This window comes from Cobetia amphilecti (assembly GCF_020217465.1).
GTDB lineage: Bacteria > Pseudomonadota > Gammaproteobacteria > Pseudomonadales > Halomonadaceae > Cobetia > Cobetia amphilecti.
In genome coordinates this window covers 3,963,010-3,984,232 of record NZ_CP084115.1, presented here as the reverse complement: position 1 = coordinate 3,984,232, position 21,223 = coordinate 3,963,010, and the positions used below count along the sequence as shown (strand labels likewise).

Genomic DNA, 21,223 nt, shown 5'->3' with positions numbered 1-21,223 from the left:
GGATCGAGACATATCGGTCAGCATGATTCATATTGCGAGTCGCGAGGCCATACGCCTCGAGACTCAGGCATCGCAAGATGCCACCGTTTCGCCTGACGACCATAGCGAGCGTGAACCACCCGATCCCATGCCGAACTCGGAAGTGAAACCGCTTAGCGCCGATGGTAGTGTGGAGTTTCTCCATGTGAGAGTAGGTCATCGTCAGGCACTTATCCCGAACCGCCCCTGCAGCCTTGCTGCAGGGGCGGTTCTCTTTGTGCGCAGGAAAAGAAAGCCCGACTCCCCCAGGAGTCGGGCTTTTTGCGTTCAATGTGCAAATACGGTGCCGAGAGACTGACAGCATGAGGTGCCAGGCAAAATGCCGTAGTCTCTGAGCACGACTCTTCGATGACGGGCTGGACGATGGATGAGCTGATGTTGGTGGGCGTCATGATGGCGTTGCTGGTACTGGGTGGTTCCTTGATGGGGTGGCTCAGCATGCTGCGCATCAAGGCGCTGGAGCAGCGACTGCGCGATATGGAGGCCAGGCTTGCTCGCGAGCTTCCTGCTCATGGCGCCCCGGTTATGCACACCCCCTTGCAAGAAGGGGGTGTGGACAAATCGCCTGCCGAAGTGCCGCCCCGGGAGGGACTGGCAGCAGCCGATGCAACACCACCGATCCGCGACTCGCGAGCCGCTGCATCATCCAGTGGCGGCCACTCTCTGTCCTACCGGCTGCTTCAGCGCTTGTTGCATGGCGCTGACTCCAGTCGTTCAGGCGAGAAGGGGCAGGGCGCAGACCCTGCAAGCAAGGCATCAGAGGTGCTGCCGGGGGGCATATCACGTCTGCTGACGCTCCTTCAGGAACACTGGATGATTCTTGTGGGTGCCTTGTCTCTGGTGATGGCAGGCATCCTGCTCGTCGGGTACTCCCTTGAGCAGGGCTTGCTGGGGCCGGGGGTACGGCTGGCGCTGGGTCTCGGGTTCGGCCTGAGCATGACGGTATTGGCCGAGTGGCTGAGACTGCGTACGTCCCAGTCATCGAGTTTGACAGGCGCCGTCAGCGGTGCCGGCAGTCTGGTGCTCGTGGCGAGCCTGCTGGCTGGTCACTTTCTGCTTTCGCTGGTGTCCATGCCGGTCACCTTCGTGCTGTTGGCAGCCTTGAGTCTGTGGATGCTGGAGCGTGCGCGGCACCATGGGCCGTGGTTGGCAGCATTGGGCATGTTGGGCGGATATGCTCTGCCCTTGGCGCTGCCCATTCACCAGCAGTGGCAGGAAGCCTCGACCTTGCTGTTGCTGGGGTATGCGGGTGTGATCGCGGCAGCGTGTCGTGTGCTGTACCGCCAGGTCGCGGTGAGCTGGCTGTATTGGGGCGGTCTGGTGGGAGCGCTCGCCTGGTGGTTGCTGTTGATGCCCTTCGGTATCTCCTCTGCCACGACATTGCTGGTGGGGCTGTTGCCCTGGGTGGGTGGTGTCTGGCTGGCCGTGCTGGCGTTGGGGTATCTGTGGGAGGAGGTGTGGGAGCCATCCACGGGCGCCGCAGAAAAGGATGAGCGGCAGGCGAAGACCTCACTTGCGACCTGGTTGCCCTGGCGCGCATCTCTTGACCTGCGTCGGCACTGGCTCGCCGGGGGGCTTGTCTCAGTGAGCGTCGTGCTGGGACTCTGGCTGCCCTGGCTGGGCAGTCTCGTGCATGGCGTCTCCTTTGACTCATTGGTGGCGCCTTCTGAAATGGCCGGCTCCGGTGTGTCCCTGTGGCATCGGGGGTGGCTGGCTAGCCTCATGCCGATGCTGGTGATTGCCTGGTCTAGTCGCCGCCATGCGGTGCTGTGGTCGATGGTGGTTGCTGGCAACGGACTCTGGTTGCTGGTGTGGGGGCTTGCTTTGACGGCACCGCTGTCGAGCAGCGCGATGATCAGCCCGCTGATACTGAGTGTCGGCCTGTTGTCGCTGGCGCGTTGGCGACCGCGTCATGATGCGGGTGAAAGAGCAGAGAGGTCGCTTGCAGCCTGTTGGTGGGCATTGGCGACCATGGTGCCGCTGCTGGCGTGGGCTCTGGCCCTCTGGCAAGACGTCATGCCATGGGCGAGCGGGGCGAATGATGCAGGGAGGCTGATCAACACAGGGCTAGTCAACATAGGGCTGCCGCCATTGATCTGGGGGCTGGTGTGCTGGGCAGGTGCCATGCGTTTCCAGGCGCGTGAAGGCGCTCAGCTTGCCGCAGGACTGTGGCTGCCGGCGCAGGCCGGAATATTCCTTGCCCTGGTGGCAGTGCTGGAGGGGCCATCGCTGACCCTGGCGCTGGCGCTGCAGCTATTGGGTTTGACCGCTTGTGAATGGCGCTGGTATCGCGAGGGGCATACCGCGGCGCGCTCCGTGTTTGCTGAGCTGTCACGCTTGCTGGCGTGGGGTGTCGTGGCTCGCTTGATGTATGGCATGGCGCATGACGACTATGCCGATATCGCGCACTGGCCACTGCAGATACTGCTGCCGGTATTGGCCTGTGTGGCCATGACCAGTCTCGGCATGCGCCACCGCCCGCGGACACAGCGCTGGCTGGAAGGTGCCGTTGTCCAGCTTGCCGTCGCGACGGTGGTGATGGAAATCCGTTATATGTTGACTGGTGGGAAGCCCTTCGAGGGCAGCCTCACCCTGGCGGAGCTTTCCCTGCAGGTATTGGCGCTGGCCGGGGTGGCGGCAAGCTACGCCTGGCGTGCTCGTGGCGCCGGTGCTGAGGCGCGGACAGGGACGCAGCTGTATCGCGTGCTGGCACTGGTGGTCGGCGGAGCGGCTGTGATCCTCTGGAGTGTCGGCGTGCTGGGCATCTTCAATCCGCTCTGGCACCCGGCGGATGTCGGGAGCTGGCCGCTGGTCAATTGGCTTCTGCCGGCATACGGCCTGCCTGCACTCGGCGCCGCTATGCTCTGGCGCATGACATCCAGGCGCGCACCGGACGTGGATACGGGAAGCGCCGCGTCACGCTCACGAATGCGCGGGCTGAGCGAAGTGCTCGGTCTGTTGTCAGCCGGCTTGTGGTTGGCGCTCAACTTGCGTCACTGCTGGCATGGCGCTGAGCTGGGGCTATGGCAGGGCATCGAGCAGGCGGAGCTATATGCCTACAGTGTGCTGATGCTGGTCGTCGCGGCGGCGCTGGTCGTGAGTGGCGCCAAGGTGGGGCAGCAGCACTGGCAGCGCATCGGACAGGGCATTCTGATCCTCACCGTGATCAAGGTGGGGGTATGGGATACCGCCACCCTTGAGGGGCTGTGGCGAGTAGGTTCATGGCTGGGACTGGGCAGTGTCCTGATGCTGCTTTCTGCCTTGTTCAATCGCCTGGCAGGGGCGGGAATGCGTGCCGGGGAGCGGAATTGACGAAAAGAGCGTTATCTTTGGTCGTTGTTCTTGGCTCGCAAGCCCATGAATCCGATAGAATGTGCGCTTTTGCACAGGGACAGGCCTCCGCATGACCATCCGTGATCTCATTCGTCTGCTTGGAGATGGTGGCTACCACTCCGGAGAGGCCCTGGGCGAAGAGCTCGGGGTGTCGCGTACGGCGGTCTGGAAGCAGCTCAAGAAACTTGAGGCGCTCGACATTCCGCTGGAAGCCATCAAGGGGCTTGGCTATCGACTGGCCAACCCCATCGAGTTGCTCGATGGTCAACAGATCATCGAGGCGCTGCCGCGCGAGACTCGCAAACACCTGACGCGCCTGTTCGTCGAGGAGTCGGTGGACTCGACCAATACCTTCATCCGCGAGCGCTTTCGTCAGGGAGCCGGCCATGCCGAGGTCTGTCTGGCGGAGGTGCAGTCGGCTGGGCGTGGCCGTCGTGGGCGTGAGTGGGAGACCCCCTGGGGGCGCAGCCTGGTCTTCTCGCTTGGCTGGCGCTTCGAATCAGGCGCCGCATCGCTTGAGGGCCTGAGTCTGGCGATCGGCGTGGCGGTGGCGGAGGTGCTCGAGGCCGATGGCCTGCCCGCGCGCCTCAAGTGGCCCAACGATGTCCTGCTGCAGATACAGAAGGATCAACCCAAGATCGCCGGTATCCTGGTCGAGGTCACAGGGGATGTGTCCGGTCCCTGTGATGTCGTCATCGGTATCGGCATGAACATCGAGTTGCCGGCCTCCCGGCGCGAGGCGATCACCCAGCCGGTGGCTGCGATACGTGACATCATTCCTGGTGCTTCACGCAATCGCTATGCCGCGCGTCTGATGGAGTCATTGCTGGCACTGTTGCCCGAGTTCGAGTCGCAGGGCTTTGCCGGATGGCAGGCGCGCTGGAATGAGCGCAATGCCTTCAAGGGGCGTGATGTGGTGATTCTGCGCGGAGACAGACGAGAAGAAGCCGTGGCAGAAGGTGTCGATATCAATGGAAATCTCGAGGTGCGCATGAATGGCGAAACCATCACTCTCGCCGGTGGCGAGATCAGTCTGCGCGCCGTCTCATGATTCTGGATCTTGATATCGGCAACACCTTGTCAAAATGGCGTCTCAAGGACACCGTTTCCAGCGAGATCCGCTCGCGCGGCGCCGTCTGGACGCGAGAGGAGTGGCGGCCGGGCGCGGACATTCCTGACCTGGATGTCGTCACGGCCGTGCGTATCTCCAGCGTGGCGCGCAAGCAGGTGCTGGATGAGACGGTGGAGTTGCTGCGCAAGCAGGTCGGCGTCGTGCATGTCGCACACTCGACGCGGGAGGCGCTGGGCGTCACCTGCGGCTATGAAGAGCCGCAACGCCTGGGCGTCGATCGCTGGTTGGGCGCACTCGCCGGCCATCATCTCACCGGGGGCTGTTGCAGCGTCGATTGCGGTAGCGCGATCACGGTGGATTTCGTACTGCCGGGTGGCAAGCATCTGGGGGGCTATATTCTCCCGGGGCTGCGTCTGATGAAGGAAAGCCTCAAGCTGGGCACGCGCAATGTGGCCATCGACCCGGATACCGAGGTGGATACGTTGCTCGCGCCGGGTCGCAATACGGTAGAGGCCGTCAATCACGGCATCTACATGGCGGCCGTCAGCGCGGTCAATCGTCTCTATGCCGAGGTCTGCGATCGTGAAGGGGTAGCCTTGCCGCTACTGCTGACCGGCGGTGACGCGCGGGTGGTGGCGCGCGGTCTGCGGGTGCCGCATGCGCTGTGGCCAGACATGGTGTATGCCGGCCTGGAGGCGCTGTATCCATTGACCGCTGCCGAGCGGGCAGGGCGCCTGTCAGGTGCGCCCGACCAGCCGCGAGTGCCTGATCTAGAAAAACTTCGCTCAGGGCTTGCGCTCACCCAGATGCTTTGACATACTACGTCCCGTTCTGAGGCGATACATTCCCTCAAGCGCTTGAAGTAGAATGAAATCAAGCACTTGACAGCGTATCCCAAGCGACGTAAGATTCGTCGTCACAGATGGTGGGGTTCCCGAGTGGCCAAAGGGAGCAGACTGTAAATCTGCCGCGAAAGCTTCGAAGGTTCGAATCCTTCCCCCACCACCAGATTCGCTTATGATGCCGTGTGCATCAGGGCAGCAAGAGTTGGAAAGCGGGCATAGTTTAATGGTAGAACCTCAGCCTTCCAAGCTGATGACGCGGGTTCGATTCCCGCTGCCCGCTCCAGTTCATCTCGCCAGTCGAGATTGCGCAAAGGTTTTGCTCGTGTAGCTCAGGGGTAGAGCACACCCTTGGTAAGGGTGAGGTCGGCGGTTCAAATCCGCCCACGAGCTCCATACAACGGAAAGGCGAGTCGCGGTTTGGCTCGTCTTTTTCGTTTCCGGCGACCTCCCAGGTCGCGGTCAAAGATAAGGCTTGTCAGTTTGGGTTGTCTCAGCTATGATGGCGCCCGCTGTTCATTCAGCCTTGTTTTTAGTCTCTGGAACACGCAAGTGTTACAGGCCAGTAGCTCAATTGGCAGAGCAGCGGTCTCCAAAACCGCAGGTTGGGGGTTCGATTCCCTCCTGGCCTGCCATCCTTCCCCAGGATGGTATTCGACTTCTTACCGATTCTCGATTCTAGCGATCGCTGCACCCTTGAGGAGTCTCTTTGATGAAACAGAACGCCGAGGTGCAGGAAGCGCGCCACGACGGGTTCAAGTGGTCGGTCGTTGTCATTCTTCTTGTGCTGGCTGTTGCTGGCAACGCCTATTTTGCTGACCAAGCGCTGCTTTATCGCGTGCTTGGCGTCGTCGTGCTTGGTGTTGCAGCGGCTGCTCTGGCGATCACGACCAACAAAGGCCGTGATGTTGTCGAGCTGGCAAGTAGTGCGCGCCGCGAGATCCAGCGCGTCGTTTGGCCGACCCGACAGGAAACTGTCCAGACAACTGCCATCGTGCTGGGTGCCGTGCTTATCGTGGGCCTGTTGCTATGGCTCATCGATACCACCCTCGGCTGGCTGATGTCCGGCATCGTCAGTTAACGGAGTTTCCATGTCCAAGCGTTGGTATGTCATACACGCCTATTCCGGTTTCGAAAAGCAGGTCATGCGTTCGCTCAACGAGCGTGTGAAGCTTTACGCCATGGAAGATCACTTCGGTGAGATTCTCGTGCCGGTCGAAGAAATCGTCGAAATGCGTGACGGCAAGCGCCGCAAGAGCGAGCGCAAGTTCTACCCGGGCTACGTGCTGGTCGAGATGGACATGAATGATCAGTCCTGGCACCTGGTGAATGAAACCCCGCGCGTCATGGGTTTCATTGGCGGAACCCCGGAGAAGCCGGCAGCGATTACCCAGAAAGAAGCCGACGCCATGCTGCGTCGCGTTCAGGATGGCACCGACAAGCCGCGTCCGAAGACTCTCTTCGAGCCGGGTGAAACGGTGCGTGTCACTGATGGTCCGTTCGCGGACTTCAATGGCGTAGTCGAAGAAGTGAATTACGAAAAGAGCCGTCTGCAGGTCAGCGTGCTGATCTTCGGGCGTGCTACGCCGGTGGAGCTCGAGTTCTCCCAGGTCGAGAAGGACTGATCTCAGGGTCATCATCTCACCTGTTTGAATACGAGCATCACGGCAACACGACGGGTCGCCTGAGGCGGCCCGGTTTTACGGGGAGCCGCAAGGCGCTACCACCCATACTGGAGTCCTATCATGGCCAAGAAAGTACAGGCTTACATCAAGCTGCAGGTTGCAGCCGGTAAAGCTAACCCGAGCCCGCCCGTGGGTCCTGCCCTCGGTCAGCACGGTGTCAACATCATGGAGTTCTGTAAAGCGTTCAACGCCGCTACCCAGAACGTCGAGCCGGGTCTCCCGACTCCCGTAGTCATCACTGTCTACTCCGACCGTAGCTTCACTTTCGTTACCAAGACGCCGCCTGCGGCCGTCCTGCTGCTGAAAGCGGCTGGTCTGAAGTCCGGTTCTGGCGAGCCGAACAAGAAGAAGGTCGGTACCGTGACTCGCGCTCAGCTCGAAGAGATCGCGACCACCAAGGAACCGGACCTGACAGCTTCCAATCTGGACGCTGCTGTTCGCACCATCGCCGGTACTGCCCGTAGCATGGGCCTGAACGTGGAGGGTCTTTGATCATGGCCAAGATTTCAAAGCGCGCCCAGGCGATCAACGCGAAAGTTGAATCCGGCAAGGTCTACAGCGTCGAAGAAGCTGTTGCTCTGCTGTCCGAGCTGTCCACCGTCAAGTTCAAGGAGACCATCGAAGTCTCTCTGAACCTCGGTGTTGACCCGCGTAAATCCGATCAGGTCGTTCGCGGCGCTACCGTGATGCCGAATGGTACTGGTAACGAAGTGCGCGTCGCTGTCTTCACCCAGGGCGCCAACGCTGAAGCAGCGAAGGAAGCCGGTGCAGACGTGATCGGCATGGACGACCTGGCAGAACAGGTCAAGAAAGGCGTGATGGACTTCGACGTCGTCATCGCTTCTCCGGATGCCATGCGCGTTGTCGGTCAGCTGGGCCAGATCCTCGGTCCGCGCGGCCTGATGCCGAACCCGAAAGTCGGTACCGTGACGCCTGACGTCGCGACTGCCGTGAAGAATGCCAAGGCTGGTCAGGTGCGTTTCCGTACTGACAAGAACGGCATCATTCACGCCGGTATCGGCAAGATCGACTTCAGTGCTGACTCCATTCAGGGTAACATTGACGCCCTGGTGGCCGAAGTCAAGAAGCTGAAGCCGAGCACTTCCAAGGGTGTCTACCTGAAGAAGATCACCCTGTCCAGCACCATGGGCCCGGGTCTGACTGTCGATCACGCCAAGTACGCGTAAGGCAGTCTCAGAATGTTTCACTTTGCGGTCCCCGTGCTCAGCCGCGGGGCGCCGTCAAAGACCGCAGGCGCTGGCCTTGTCATCTCGGTGACGGGGCCGGCTTAATCGCGCCGCGATGCTTGCATTGCGCGTAGCCTGCGCAGATGGTGTCCCAGCCCTGCTGGTGGCAGCCATCCTCCAAGACTCTCCCGCGCAGTTCTGGTGAGAGAGATGGTAAACCACTGGGGAATTCGTTCCCCGGCACGAAATGGAGTCAACACCGTGGCTTTAGGTCTCGAAGACAAGAAGGCAATTGTTGCTGAGGTCAGCGAAACCGCCAAGGGTGCTCTCTCCGTAGTCGCTGCCGACTCTCGTGGTGTAACTGTTGGTGCAATGACCGAATTGCGCAAACAGTGCCGCGAAGCGGGCGTCCAGCTGCGTGTTGTTCGCAACACTCTAGCTCGTCGTGCGCTGTCCGGTACCTCTTACGAGGTGCTGAACGAGTCATTCGTCGGCCCGACTCTGCTTGCATTCTCCATGGAACACCCGGGCGCTGGCGCTCGTCTGTTCAAGGAATTTGCCAAGAAGGTCGAGGCGTTCGAAGTCAAGGCATTGGCCTACGAAGGCGAGTTCATCCCGGCGGCGAATATCGACCGTCTGGCATCTCTGCCGACCCGCGATGAAGCACTGTCCAAGCTGCTGTCTGTCATGAAGGAAGCTTCTGCAGGCAAGCTGGTCCGTACTATCGCAGCACTGCGCGATCAGAAGGAAGCCGAAGCCGCCGCGTAAGCAGCGCTTTGACCTCCTGGCTGTCTCGTGCAGCCTGAATCGATTTCCGTTTGACCGAGCATCTTTGCTCCGCAAAGTTTAGGATTGCTAAAATGGCACTGACCAAAGAAGACATCATCAACGCCGTCGCTGACATGACCGTCATGGAAGTGGCTGAGCTGATCGAAGCAATGGAAGAGAAGTTCGGCGTTTCCGCCGCTGCCGCCGTCGTCGCTGGCCCGGCCGCTGCTGGTGAAGCCGCTGAAGAACAGACCGAGTTCGACATCGTTCTGACTGCTGCTGGTGACAAGAAAGTCAACGTCATCAAGGCTGTTCGTGAACTGACTGGCTTGGGTCTGAAAGAAGCCAAGGCAGCTGTCGACGGCGCTCCGGCCACCCTGAAAGAAGGCGTGAGCAAGGAAGACGCTGAAGAAGCGAAGAAGAAGCTGGAAGAAGCTGGCGCGTCCGTGGAACTCAAGTAACTCGTGTTCCAGGCTACGCACGCTGCGTAAGCTTCCTGGCTGGTGGCGGACTCCGCCACCAGCCTTTTTCTGTTGCAAGACGAATTATGACGGCGAGCCAGCCCGCAAGGGAGGCTTGCCGTCCGCGCCTGATGGACATCGCCGCGCCATCAGGGATGAGCCGACCACGCATCGGTCACCCAAGGTGAACAAGCTGGGGAATACAGATGGCTTACTCATACACTGAGAAAAAACGCATCCGCAAGGATTTTGGCAAACTGCCCCAAGTGATGGATGTGCCTTACCTGCTGGCCATCCAGCTTGATTCCTACCACGACTTTCTCCAGCAGGACAGGGTGCCAGAACAGCGCCTGGAAGTCGGCCTTCACGCTGCCTTCAAGTCCGTGTTCCCGATTGCCAGCTTCTCTGGCAACGCAGCGCTCGAGTATGTCAGCTACCGCTTCGGTACGCCGGCGTTCGACGTCAAGGAATGTCAGCTGCGCGGAGTCACTTACTCTGCACCGCTGCGCGTGAAAGTGCGCCTGATGATCTATGACAAGGAATCGTCGAACAAGGCGATCAAGGACATCAAGGAGCAGGAAGTCTACATGGGGGAAATCCCCCTGATGACAGAGAACGGTACCTTCGTCATCAATGGTACCGAACGTGTCATCGTGTCACAGCTGCACCGCTCGCCGGGTGTGTTCTTCGACCACGACAAGGGCAAGAGCCACTCGTCCGGCAAGCTGCTGTACTCCGCACGTGTGATTCCTTACCGCGGTTCCTGGTTGGACTTCGAGTTTGATCCGAAGGACAACGTCTACGTCCGTATCGACCGTCGTCGCAAGCTGCCGGCTTCCGTTCTGCTGCGTGCCATGGGCATGACCAGCGAAGAGATTCTCGGTACGTTCTTCGACACCACGATGTACCACATCGAGCGCAGCGGCTTCTCCGTTGAGCTGGTGCCGGCACGTCTGCGTGGCGAGACCGCCGCCTTCGACATCAAGGATGCCGACGGTAGCGTGATCGTGGAGGAAGGTCGTCGTATTACACAGAAGCACGTCCGTCAGATGGAAGCCTCCGGCCTCGAGCGTCTCGAAGTGCCGATGGACTACCTGTACGGCAAGGTGCTGGCCAAGGATCAGGTCGATCCGGCCACTGGTGAGCTGGTCTGCGAAAGCAACAGCGAGATCACTCCGGAACTGCTGGAGAAGATGGCTCAGGCCAAGATCACCCAGTTCGAAGTCATCTACACCAACGACCTGGATTGCGGTCCGTTCGTGTCCGATACCCTGAAACTGGATACCACGCGTAACCAGCTCGAGGCATTGGTCGAGATCTACCGCATGATGCGTCCGGGCGAGCCGCCCACCAAGGATGCAGCAGAGTCACTGTTCCAGAACCTGTTCTTCAGCGAAGACCGCTACGACCTGTCGGGCGTGGGCCGCATGAAGTTCAACCGTCGCCTGCGTCGCGAAAGCGATACCGGCAGCGGCGTGCTCGATCAGGACGATATCCTGACCGTCATGAAGGAGCTGATCAGCATCCGTAACGGCAATGGCGATGTCGATGACATCGACCACCTGGGCAACCGTCGTATTCGCTCTGTGGGCGAAATGGCGGAAAACCAGTTCCGTGTCGGCCTGGTCCGCGTCGAGCGTGCGGTCAAGGAGCGTCTGTCCATGGCCGAGAGCGAAGGCCTGATGCCGCAGGATCTCATCAACGCCAAGCCGGTTGCGGCGGCGGTGAAGGAATTCTTCGGTTCCAGCCAGCTCTCCCAGTTCATGGATCAGAACAACCCGCTGTCCGAAGTGACGCACAAGCGCCGTGTCTCCGCGCTTGGTCCGGGTGGTCTGACCCGTGAGCGCGCCGGCTTCGAAGTTCGTGACGTTCACGCCACGCACTACGGCCGTCTGTGCCCGATCGAAACGCCGGAAGGCCCGAACATCGGTCTGATCAACTCGCTGGCGACCTACTCCAAGACCAACAGCTATGGCTTCCTCGAGACGCCGTACCGCAAGGTCGTGGATTGTCAGGTCACCGACGATGTCGTCGATCTGTCCGCGATAGAGGAAGGCGATTTCATCATCGCCCAGGCCTCCGCGACCGTCGACGAGAACGGCCGTCTGGTCGACGACCTGGTTCAGGTTCGTCACCGTGGCGAGACCACCTTCATGGCGCCGGAAAAGGTCACCATGATGGACGTGTCTCCGCGTCAGGTCGTCTCTGTCGCTGCCGCACTGATCCCGTTCCTCGAGCACGATGATGCCAACCGCGCCTTGATGGGTGCGAACATGCAGCGTCAGGCCGTTCCGACTCTGAAGGCTGACAAGCCGCTGGTCGGTACCGGCATGGAGCGCTTCGTGGCGCGTGACTCCGGCGTCTGCGCCGTGGCACGTCGTGGCGGCGTCATCGATTCCGTCGATGCCAAGCGCATCGTCGTGCGTGTGCGGGAAGAAGAGATCATCGGCGGTGAAGCCGGCGTTGATATCTACAACCTGACCAAGTACGTGCGCTCGAACCAGAATACCTGTCAGAACCAGCGCCCGATCGTGCGCCCTGGCGACGAAGTCGCCATCGGCGACATCCTGGCCGACGGCCCGTCCGTCGACATGGGTGATCTGGCCCTGGGGCAGAACATGCGTCTGGCGTTCATGCCCTGGAACGGCTTCAACTTCGAGGATTCCATCCTGTTCTCGGAGCGTGTGGTGCAGGAAGATCGCTTCACCACCATCCACATCCAGGAACTGACCTGTGTCGCGCGTGACACCAAGCTCGGGCCGGAAGAAATCACTTCCGATATCCCGAATGTCGGCGAATCCGCACTCTCCAAGCTGGATGAGTCCGGTGTCGTCTACATCGGTGCCGAGCTGAACCCGGGCGACATCCTGGTCGGCAAGGTCACGCCGAAGGGCGAGACCCAGCTGACGCCGGAAGAGAAGCTGTTGCGTGCCATCTTCGGCGAGAAGGCGTCCGACGTTAAGGACACCTCTCTGCGTGCCCCGACCGGCATGAAGGCCACCGTCATCGACGTTCAGGTCTTCACCCGTGACGGCGTCGAGAAGGATCAGCGTGCGCTCTCCATCGAGCAGATGCAGCTGGCCGAGGTCCGCAAGGATCTGCAGGAAACCTACCGCATCGCGGAAGAGGCGACCTTCGAGCGTATGCAGCGCAACCTGGTCGGTCAGGCCGTCAACGGTGGTCCGAAGCTCAAGAAGGGCGACGTGCTGACCGATGACTACCTGGAAGCACTGCCGCGCCAGGAGTGGTTCAAGCTGCGTCTGCAGGACGAGTCTCTCAACGAACTGCTGGCTCAGGCCGATGAGCAGCTCGAGATCCGTCGTCGCGAGATGGACGAGCGCTTCGAAGACAAGAAGCGCAAGCTCACCCAGGGTGATGATCTGGCACCGGGCGTGCTCAAGATCGTCAAGGTGTACGTCGCCGTGAAGCGTCGTATCCAGCCGGGTGACAAGATGGCCGGTCGTCACGGTAACAAGGGTGTCATTTCCGCGATCATGCCGGTCGAAGACATGCCGTTCGATGGCAATGGCGAGTCGGTTGACGTCGTGCTGAACCCGCTGGGTGTACCGTCGCGCATGAACGTCGGTCAGATCCTCGAGACCCACCTCGGCATGGCCGCGCGTGGTCTGGGCGTGAAGATCGAGCACATGCTGCGCGAAGAGCGTGCCGAGCAGGTCAAGCAGATCCGCGAATTCCTCGACAAGGTGTACAACACCGTCGGCGGTCGCCAGGAAGACCTCTCCGTGCTCAGCGATGATGAAATCATCACCATGGCGCACAACCTGAAGAAGGGCGTGCCGATGGCAACGCCGGTCTTCGATGGCGCCAAGGAACACGAGATCAAGCAGTTGCTCACGCTGGCCGGTATCCCTGATTCCGGACAGATGGACCTCTACGATGGCCGCACCGGCGAGAAGTTCGATCGCAAGGTGACCGTCGGTTACATGTACATGCTCAAGCTCAACCACCTGGTGGATGACAAGATGCATGCGCGTTCGACCGGCTCCTACTCCCTCGTCACGCAGCAGCCGCTGGGTGGTAAGGCGCAGTTTGGTGGTCAGCGCTTCGGTGAGATGGAGGTCTGGGCCCTCGAGGCGTACGGCGCTGCCTACACCCTCCAGGAGATGCTCACGGTCAAGTCCGATGACGTGGAAGGCCGTACCAAGATGTACAAGAGCATCGTAGATGGCGATCACACCATGCAGGCGGGCATGCCCGAATCCTTCAACGTGCTGGTGAAGGAAATCCGCTCGCTGGGTATCGACATGGAGCTGGAAGGCTGACGCCGAAAAGCCACAAGTATTGACGGTCCGCAAAGCCTGGTGTCAGCAGCCAGGCTTTGCCCATGACAACTCCGCAACGGAGCGACCCATGAAAGATTTGGTGAAAGTTCTCAAATCGCAGGCGCAGTCCGAAGAATTCGACGCCATCAAGATTACCCTGGCGTCTCCGGACATGATTCGCTCGTGGTCTTTTGGTGAAGTGAAGAAGCCTGAAACCATCAACTACCGGACATTCAAGCCGGAACGTGATGGTCTTTTCTGTGCCAAGATCTTTGGCCCGGTGAAGGACTACGAGTGCCTGTGTGGCAAGTACAAGCGGATGAAGCATCGCGGCATCATCTGTGAGAAGTGTGGCGTTGAAGTGACCAAGGCGGCAGTGCGTCGTGAGCGTATGGCTCACATCGAACTGGCGAGCCCGGTCGCGCATATCTGGTTCCTGAAGTCTCTGCCGTCTCGTATCGGCATGCTGCTCGACATGACTCTGCGTGATATCGAGCGCGTGCTGTACTTCGAAAGCTTCGTGGTCATCGACCCGGGCATGACGACTCTCGAGAAGGGTCATCTGCTCAACGATGAGCAGTACTTCGAAGCGCTGGAAGAATTCGGTGATGATTTCGATGCCCGCATGGGTGCCGAAGCCATCAAGGCGCTGCTCGAGGACATCGAGCTGGAAGAAGAGGTCGAGCGCCTGCGTGAAGAGATTCCGCAGACCAACTCCGAGACCAAGATCAAGAAGCTGTCCAAGCGCCTCAAGCTGCTGGAAGCCTTCTACTATTCCGGCAACAAGCCGGGCTGGATGATCATGGAAGTGCTGCCAGTGCTGCCGCCGGACCTGCGTCCGCTGGTACCGCTGGACGGCGGCCGCTTCGCGACCTCGGATCTGAACGATCTGTATCGTCGTGTGATCAACCGCAACAACCGCCTCAAGCGTCTGCTCGACCTCAATGCGCCGGACATCATCGTGCGCAACGAGAAGCGCATGCTGCAGGAATCCGTGGATGCACTGCTCGACAACGGTCGTCGCGGTCGCGCCATCACTGGTTCCAACAAGCGTCCGCTGAAGTCGCTGGCCGACATGATCAAGGGCAAGCAGGGTCGTTTCCGTCAGAACCTGCTGGGCAAGCGCGTCGACTATTCCGGTCGTTCCGTCATCACCGTCGGCCCGACCCTGCGTCTGCACCAGTGCGGTCTGCCGAAGAAGATGGCGCTTGAGCTGTTCAAGCCGTTCATCTACGCCAAGCTGCAGGCCTCCGGTCACGCCAGCACCATCAAGGCCGCCAAGAAGATGGTCGAGCGCGAAGCCCCGGAAGTCTGGGATTTCCTCGCCGACGTCATCCGCGAGCACCCGGTGCTGCTGAACCGTGCCCCAACTCTGCACCGTCTGGGTATCCAGGCGTTCGAGCCGCTGCTGATCGAAGGCAAGGCCATCCAACTGCACCCGCTGGTCTGCGCTGCGTATAACGCTGACTTTGATGGTGACCAGATGGCTGTCCACGTACCGCTGACGCTGGAAGCCCAGCTGGAAGCGCGTGCGTTGATGATGTCGACCAACAACGTGCTGTCGCCGGCCAACGGCGAGCCGATCATCGTGCCGTCCCAGGACGTCGTGCTGGGTCTGTACTACATGACCCGCGAGAAGATCGGTGCCAAGGGTGAGGGCATGGCCTTCGCGAACCTGGGTGAAGTCGAGCGTGCCTTCGGTACGCACAGCGCTCACCTGCACGCGATGGTCAAGGTCCGTCTGACCGAGACGCTCAAGGACGAAGAGTCCGGCGAGCTGTACGAGAAGACGTCCCTGCACGACACCACCATCGGTCGCGCACTGCTCTTCCGCATTCTGCCGAAGGGCATGCCGTTCGAGCTGATCAACCAGGTGATGAAGAAGAAAGCCATCTCCGGTCTGATCAACGAGGCGTACCGTCGTGTCGGTCTGAAGGACACCGTCATCTTCGCTGACCAGCTGATGTACACCGGCTTCCGTCTCGCGACCTGGTCCGGCGCCTCCATCGGCGTCAACGACTTCGTCATCCCGGACGCGAAGAAGGTCATCATCGACGCGGCCGAAGACGAAGTGAAAGAGATCGAAGACCAGTTCTCCTCCGGTCTCGTGACCGCGGGCGAGAAGTACAACAAGGTCATCGATATCTGGGCGCGTGCCAACGACCGTGTCGCCAAGGAGATGATGGCAGGTATCTCGAAAGAGACCGTCGTCAACTGGAAAGGCGAAGTGGTCAATGACGAAGACGGCAAGCCGATGGAGCAGGACTCCTTCAACAGCGTCTTCATCATGGCCGACTCCGGTGCGCGTGGTTCCGCCGCACAGATTCGTCAGCTGGCTGGTATGCGTGGCCTGATGGCCAAGCCGGATGGCTCGATCATCGAGACGCCGATCACCGCCAACTTCCGTGAAGGTCTGAACGTACTCCAGTACTTCATCTCCACGCACGGTGCCCGTAAGGGTCTGGCGGATACGGCACTGAAGACCGCCAACTCCGGTTACCTGACCCGTCGTCTGGTCGATGTTGCCCAGGATCTGGTCATCACCGAAGCGGATTGCGGCACTCAGGAAGGTCTGATTCTGCACCCGGTCATCGAAGGCGGCGACATCATCGTCCCGCTGTCCCAGCGTGTGCTGGGTCGTGTCGTGGCGCAGGACGTGATCGATCCGGTCTCTGATGAGGTCCTGATCGCACGCGGCACGCTGCTCGACGAAGCCTGGTGTGCACAGCTCGATACCATGGGTGTCGATGAGATCATCGTGCGTACCACCATCGGTTGTGAAACCGTGCACGGTGTCTGCTCGGCCTGTTACGGTCGTGACCTGGCGCGTGGCCATCAGGTCAACGTCGGTGAAGCCATCGGTGTCATCGCGGCACAGTCCATCGGTGAGCCGGGTACCCAGCTGACCATGCGTACCTTCCACATCGGTGGTGCCGCTTCGCGTGCCTCCGCCGTGGACAGTGTCCAGGTCAAGCATGGCGGCAGCGTGCGTCTGCACAACATCAAGTCGGTCGAACGTGCCGATGGCAAGCTGATTGTCGTCTCGCGTTCCAGCGCACTGGCAGTGGCGGATGACCACGGCCGTGAGCGCGAATTCTACAAGCTCCCGTACGGTGCTGAACTGTCCGTACGTGACGGCGACCCGGTGGCCTCTGGCCAGTCCGTCGCCAAGTGGGATCCGCACACTCACCCGATCGTCGCGGAAGTCGCGGGTCAGGTGCAGTTCACGGACATGGAAGATGGCCAGACCATCAACCGTACCACTGACGAAATGACCGGCCTGTCCTCCATCGAGGTCATCGAAAGCGCTTCACGTCCGTCCGCGGCCCGTGACAAGCGTCCGATGATCATGCTGGTAGACGGTAGCGGCAAGCACGTGACACTGCCGGGCTCCAACACGCCGGTCCAGTACCTGCTGCCGGGCAATGCCGTGGTGTCCGCCGAGAATGGCGCAGCCGTCGGCGTGGGTGACGTCATCGCACGTATCCCGATGGAAGCGTCCGGTAACAAGGACATCACCGGTGGTCTGCCGCGCGTTGCCGACCTGTTCGAAGCACGTCGTCCGAAAGAGCCGGCCATCCTGGCCGAGATCTCCGGTACCGTGACCTTCGGCAAGGAAACCAAGGGCAAGCGTCGTCTGACCATCACGCCGGTGGAAGGTGATCCGTTCGAGCTGTTGATCCCGAAATGGCGCCAGATCAGCGTCTTCGAAGGTGAAACGGTCGAGAAGGGTGAAGTCATCTCCGATGGCCCGAGCAACCCGCACGATATCCTGCGTCTGCTCGGCGTCGCGGAAATGACCAAGTACATCACCACCGAAGTCCAGGAGGTCTATCGCCTCCAGGGTGTCGGCATCAACGACAAGCACATCGAAGTCATCGTGCGTCAGATGCTGCGCAAGGTCGAGATCACCGATTCTGGCGATTCCACCTTCATCACAGGCGACCAGGTGGAATACGCCCGCGTCGTCGAAGAAAACATGCGTCTCGAGGCCGACGGCAAGTTCCCGGCCAAGTTCGATCGCATCCTGCTCGGTATCACCAAGGCGAGCCTGGCAACTGAATCGTTCATCTCCGCGGCGTCCTTCCAGGAAACCACGCGAGTTCTGACCGAGGCATCTGTCACCGGCAAGCGCGATTATCTCCGTGGTCTGAAGGAGAATGTCGTGGTCGGTCGCCTGATTCCGGCGGGTACTGGCCTGGCCTATCACGACGAGCGTCGCCGCCGTCGCGATGGCCTGCCGCTCGCACCGGCCCCGTCGGCACAGGACGTCGAGCAGGAATTGGGCGCTCAGCTCACTGCCCTCGACGCGGACGACGACGACCTCTGAGGTCTTGCGCCCCGCCGTCTCTGACGGCGGGGTTGACGCCCTTGTGGCCCAAGCCCTAGAATATGCAGCCTTTAACAGTAGGGCAGGTGCATCCTGCCCTGTTGTTGGAAGGCAGTACAACCCATTGGAGCAAGCAAATGGCAACCGTTAACCAGCTCGTGCGCAAGCCGCGCAAGCGTCAGGCGTCCAAGAGCGACGTCCCTGCGCTGCAGGCATGTCCGCAGAAGCGTGGCGTGTGTACCCGTGTATACACTACTACCCCGAAGAAGCCGAACTCCGCACTCCGTAAGGTTTGCCGTGTTCGCCTGACCAACGGCTTCGAAGTCACTTCATACATCGGCGGTGAAGGTCACAACCTTCAGGAACACTCTGTTGTTCTGATCCGTGGCGGTCGTGTGAAGGATTTGCCGGGTGTCCGTTACCACACCGTTCGTGGTGCACTGGATACCTCTGGCGTGCAGAACCGTAAGCAGGGCCGTTCCAAGTACGGCGCCAAGCGTCCGAAGGCGTAATTCAAAGTTTAATATCGGTCTGATAAGAGTAAGGTCGGGCGTCGCGTCCAACGCGAGGCGTCCCGGGTTTACCTGAAGGACCCTTCTACTGAGGGCTTATCATGCCTAGAAGACGTGTAGCAGCTAAGCGCGAAATCCTGCCGGATCCGAAGTTCGGAAGCGAGCGCCTGGCCAAGTTCATGAACCACCTGATGATCAGCGGCAAGAAGTCTGCAGCTGAGCGCATCGTTTACGGTGCTCTCGATCGTGTTGCCGAACGCTCCAATGACGAGCCGCTGGACCTCTTCGACAAGGCGCTGGAAGCCATCCAGCCGATGGTCGAAGTGAAGTCCCGTCGTGTTGGTGGTGCAACCTACCAGGTGCCGGTTGAAGTTCGTCCTTCCCGTCGTCAGGCACTGGCCATGCGTTGGCTGGTGGACGCTGCGCGCAAGCGCGGCGAAAAGACCATGGTGCAGCGCCTCTCTGGCGAGATCCTGGATGCCGCTGAAGGCAAGGGTTCTGCTGTGAAGAAGCGTGAAGACGTGCACCGCATGGCAGAAGCCAACAAGGCCTTCTCCCACTACCGCTTCTAAACAACGGGGATACTCACCGTGGCACGCAAGACTCCACTTAAGCGTTACCGCAACATCGGTATCTGTGCCCACGTCGACGCCGGTAAGACTACCACTACCGAGCGCGTCCTGTTCTATACCGGCCTGTCTCACAAGGTCGGCGAAGTCCACGATGGTGCTGCCACCATGGACTGGATGGAGCAGGAACAGGAACGTGGCATCACGATCACCTCTGCGGCGACCACCTGCTTCTGGCAGGGCATGAGCAAGCAGTTCGACGAGCACCGTATCAACATCATCGATACTCCGGGGCACGTTGACTTCACTGTTGAAGTCGAGCGTTCACTGCGTGTTCTCGATGGCGCGGTCGTGGTGCTGTGTGGTTCTTCCGGTGTCCAGCCGCAGACAGAGACTGTCTGGCGTCAGGCCAACCGTTACGAAGTTCCGCGCATGATCTTCGTCAACAAGATGGACCGCGCTGGCGCGGACTTCTTCATGGTCGTCGAGCAGGTGCGCAAGCGCCTGGGCGCGAACGCCGTCCCGATCCAGATCAACTGGGGTGCGGAAGACGAGTTCAAGGGCGTCATCGACCTGATCAAGATGAAGGCCATTGTCTGGGACGAAGACAATCACGGCATGAACTACGAGCTGATCGACATTCCGGCCGAGCTGCAAGATACAGCTGCCGAATGGCGTGAACACATGCTCGAGTCTGCTGCTGAAGCGTCCGAAGAGCTGATGGACAAGTACCTTGAAGAAGGCGAGCTGTCCGAGGAAGAAGTCAAGGCTGCGCTGCGTCAGCGTACCCTGGCCAACGAAATCTGCCTCGTGACCTGTGGTTCTGCCTTCAAGAACAAGGGTGTCCAGGCAGTTCTGGATGCGGTCATCGAATACATGCCGTCTCCGCTTGAAGTCAAGGCCATCGAAGGTGAGCTTGACGACAAGGACGGTACCATCGAGACCCGCGAAGCTGACGACAAGGCTCCGTTCGCGGCGCTGGCGTTCAAGATCGCGACCGATCCGTTCGTTGGTACCCTGACCTTCATCCGCGTCTACTCGGGCGTGCTGAAGTCTGGTGATGGCGTCTTCAACTCCGTCAAGAGCAAGAAGGAGCGTGTCGGTCGTATCGTCCAGATGCACTCCAACTCTCGTGAGGAGATCAAGGAAGTCTATGCCGGCGATATCGCCGCATGTATCGGTCTGAAAGACGTGACCACCGGTGACACCCTGTGTGACCCGGATCACAAGATCGTGCTTGAGCGCATGGAATTCCCTGAGCCGGTCATCTCCGTCGCTGTCGAGCCGAAGTCCAAGGCCGACCAGGAAAAGATGGGTGTTGCACTGGGCAAGCTGGCCCAGGAAGATCCGTCCTTCCGCGTCGAGACCGACGAAGAGTCCGGTCAGACCATCATCTCCGGTATGGGTGAGCTTCACCTGGACATCCTCGTCGACCGCATGCGTCGCGAGTTCAATGTCGAGGCGAACATCGGCAAGCCGCAGGTGGCTTACCGTGAGACCATCCGTACCAAGGTCGAGCAGGAAGGCAAGTTCGTTCGTCAGTCCGGCGGTCGTGGTCAGTTCGGTCACGTCTGGCTTCGCATTGAGCCTCTCACTGCAGAGGACAAGGGCGACGACGAAGAAATGACCTTCAAGTTCGAGTCCGAGATCGTCGGTGGTGCGGTTCCGAAGGAATACGTGCCGGCCGTCGAGAAGGGCGCCGCTGAGCAGCTCAAGAATGGTGTCATCGCCGGTTATCCGATGATCGACGTCAAGGTCACGCTGTTCGATGGTTCCTACCACGACGTCGACTCCAACGAGACTGCGTTCAAGGTCGCCTCTTCCATGGCGATCAAGGCCGGTGCCCCGAAAGCGGGTGCAGTGCTGCTTGAGCCGCTCATGAAAGTCGAAGTCGTCACGCCTGAAGATTTCATGGGTGACGTCATGGGCGACCTGAACCGTCGTCGTGGCCTCGTTCAGGGCATGGATGATTCTTCCACTGGCAAGATCATCAATGCACTGGTGCCGCTGGGTGAGATGTTCGGTTATGCGACCGACCTGCGCTCACAGACCCAGGGCCGCGCAAGCTACTCCATGGAGTTTGCGAAATACGACGAAGCACCGAACAGCATCGTCGAAGCCGTCATCAATCAGAAGTAACCG

General features: G+C 60.2%; 14 protein-coding genes, 4 tRNA genes and 1 rRNA gene. All 19 read left to right on the top strand.

What is annotated here, in order from left to right; translation table 11 throughout:
- Positions 1-91: 91 nt before the first annotated feature.
- Positions 92-207, top strand: a 5S ribosomal RNA gene (gene rrf, locus LCW13_RS16705).
- A 180-nt stretch (positions 208-387) separates the two neighbouring features.
- Complete coding sequence (locus LCW13_RS16700) at positions 388-3,351, top strand: DUF2339 domain-containing protein (protein WP_225347415.1); 2,964 nt, start codon at positions 388-390, stop codon at positions 3,349-3,351.
- Positions 3,352-3,442: 91 nt separating this feature from the next.
- The gene (locus tag LCW13_RS16695; protein WP_225347414.1) at positions 3,443-4,423 is read left to right on the top strand and encodes a biotin--[acetyl-CoA-carboxylase] ligase; all 981 of its coding nucleotides are present in this window, start codon (positions 3,443-3,445) and stop codon (positions 4,421-4,423) included.
- Entirely contained in the window at positions 4,420-5,259 is an 840-nt protein-coding gene (locus tag LCW13_RS16690) for a type III pantothenate kinase (RefSeq protein ID WP_054556896.1), read from the top strand. The genes LCW13_RS16695 and LCW13_RS16690 overlap by 4 nt, the downstream gene beginning before the upstream one ends.
- A 109-nt stretch (positions 5,260-5,368) precedes the next feature.
- Positions 5,369-5,452 (top strand) — tRNA-Tyr (locus tag LCW13_RS16685).
- 46 nt (positions 5,453-5,498) lie between these two features.
- Positions 5,499-5,572 (top strand) — tRNA-Gly (locus LCW13_RS16680).
- A 35-nt stretch (positions 5,573-5,607) separates the two neighbouring features.
- Positions 5,608-5,682, top strand: a tRNA-Thr gene (locus tag LCW13_RS16675).
- A gap of 163 nt (positions 5,683-5,845) precedes the next feature.
- Positions 5,846-5,921: transfer RNA gene (locus tag LCW13_RS16670), tRNA-Trp, on the top strand.
- A 77-nt stretch (positions 5,922-5,998) separates the two neighbouring features.
- Positions 5,999-6,367, top strand: coding sequence for a preprotein translocase subunit SecE (gene secE, locus LCW13_RS16665; RefSeq protein ID WP_043334897.1), 369 nt, complete (start codon positions 5,999-6,001; stop codon positions 6,365-6,367).
- A 10-nt stretch (positions 6,368-6,377) separates the two neighbouring features.
- Positions 6,378-6,911, top strand: a complete 534-nt coding sequence (nusG, locus tag LCW13_RS16660) for a transcription termination/antitermination protein NusG (RefSeq protein ID WP_043334895.1) — start codon at positions 6,378-6,380, stop codon at positions 6,909-6,911.
- Positions 6,912-7,031: 120 nt separating this feature from the next.
- Complete coding sequence (gene rplK / locus LCW13_RS16655) at positions 7,032-7,463, top strand: 50S ribosomal protein L11 (protein WP_043334893.1); 432 nt, start codon at positions 7,032-7,034, stop codon at positions 7,461-7,463.
- A 2-nt stretch (positions 7,464-7,465) separates the two neighbouring features.
- Positions 7,466-8,158, top strand: coding sequence for a 50S ribosomal protein L1 (rplA, locus tag LCW13_RS16650; RefSeq protein WP_215823600.1), 693 nt, complete (start codon positions 7,466-7,468; stop codon positions 8,156-8,158).
- Positions 8,159-8,419: 261 nt separating this feature from the next.
- On the top strand, positions 8,420-8,926 hold the full coding sequence (gene rplJ, locus LCW13_RS16645; protein ID WP_043334888.1) for a 50S ribosomal protein L10: 507 nt from the start codon (positions 8,420-8,422) through the stop codon (positions 8,924-8,926).
- 92 nt (positions 8,927-9,018) lie between these two features.
- Entirely contained in the window at positions 9,019-9,387 is a 369-nt protein-coding gene (rplL, locus tag LCW13_RS16640; RefSeq protein ID WP_043334886.1) for a 50S ribosomal protein L7/L12, read from the top strand.
- 206 nt (positions 9,388-9,593) lie between these two features.
- Positions 9,594-13,670 carry a DNA-directed RNA polymerase subunit beta gene (rpoB, locus tag LCW13_RS16635; protein ID WP_225347413.1) on the top strand — a complete coding sequence of 1,359 codons (4,077 nt, stop codon included), beginning with the start codon at positions 9,594-9,596 and terminating at the stop codon, positions 13,668-13,670.
- Between the two features lie 88 nt (positions 13,671-13,758).
- Positions 13,759-18,000, top strand: coding sequence for a DNA-directed RNA polymerase subunit beta' (gene rpoC, locus LCW13_RS16630; protein WP_043334882.1), 4,242 nt, complete (start codon positions 13,759-13,761; stop codon positions 17,998-18,000).
- 137 nt (positions 18,001-18,137) lie between these two features.
- Positions 18,138-18,512 carry a 30S ribosomal protein S12 gene (gene rpsL / locus LCW13_RS16625; protein ID WP_043334880.1) on the top strand — a complete coding sequence of 125 codons (375 nt, stop codon included), beginning with the start codon at positions 18,138-18,140 and terminating at the stop codon, positions 18,510-18,512.
- A 101-nt stretch (positions 18,513-18,613) separates the two neighbouring features.
- Positions 18,614-19,084, top strand: a complete 471-nt coding sequence (rpsG, locus tag LCW13_RS16620) for a 30S ribosomal protein S7 (protein WP_043334878.1) — start codon at positions 18,614-18,616, stop codon at positions 19,082-19,084.
- Positions 19,085-19,102: 18 nt separating this feature from the next.
- On the top strand, positions 19,103-21,220 hold the full coding sequence (fusA, locus tag LCW13_RS16615) for an elongation factor G (RefSeq protein WP_043334876.1): 2,118 nt from the start codon (positions 19,103-19,105) through the stop codon (positions 21,218-21,220).
- Positions 21,221-21,223 lie beyond the last annotated feature (3 nt).

Excerpts from the sequence above, each read along its gene's own strand:
- LCW13_RS16700 (WP_225347415.1), top strand. The coding sequence starts at position 388 with ATGACGGGCTGGACGATGGATGAGCTGATGTTGGTGGGCGTCATGATG.
- LCW13_RS16695 (WP_225347414.1), top strand. The coding sequence starts at position 3,443 with ATGACCATCCGTGATCTCATTCGTCTGCTTGGAGATGGTGGCTACCAC.
- LCW13_RS16690 (WP_054556896.1), top strand. The coding sequence starts at position 4,420 with ATGATTCTGGATCTTGATATCGGCAACACCTTGTCAAAATGGCGTCTC.
- secE (WP_043334897.1), top strand. The coding sequence starts at position 5,999 with ATGAAACAGAACGCCGAGGTGCAGGAAGCGCGCCACGACGGGTTCAAG.
- nusG (WP_043334895.1), top strand. The coding sequence starts at position 6,378 with ATGTCCAAGCGTTGGTATGTCATACACGCCTATTCCGGTTTCGAAAAG.
- rplK (WP_043334893.1), top strand. The coding sequence starts at position 7,032 with ATGGCCAAGAAAGTACAGGCTTACATCAAGCTGCAGGTTGCAGCCGGT.
- rplA (WP_215823600.1), top strand. The coding sequence starts at position 7,466 with ATGGCCAAGATTTCAAAGCGCGCCCAGGCGATCAACGCGAAAGTTGAA.
- rplL (WP_043334886.1), top strand. The coding sequence starts at position 9,019 with ATGGCACTGACCAAAGAAGACATCATCAACGCCGTCGCTGACATGACC.
- rpoB (WP_225347413.1), top strand. The coding sequence starts at position 9,594 with ATGGCTTACTCATACACTGAGAAAAAACGCATCCGCAAGGATTTTGGC.
- rpoC (WP_043334882.1), top strand. The coding sequence starts at position 13,759 with ATGAAAGATTTGGTGAAAGTTCTCAAATCGCAGGCGCAGTCCGAAGAA.
- rpsL (WP_043334880.1), top strand. The coding sequence starts at position 18,138 with ATGGCAACCGTTAACCAGCTCGTGCGCAAGCCGCGCAAGCGTCAGGCG.
- rpsG (WP_043334878.1), top strand. The coding sequence starts at position 18,614 with ATGCCTAGAAGACGTGTAGCAGCTAAGCGCGAAATCCTGCCGGATCCG.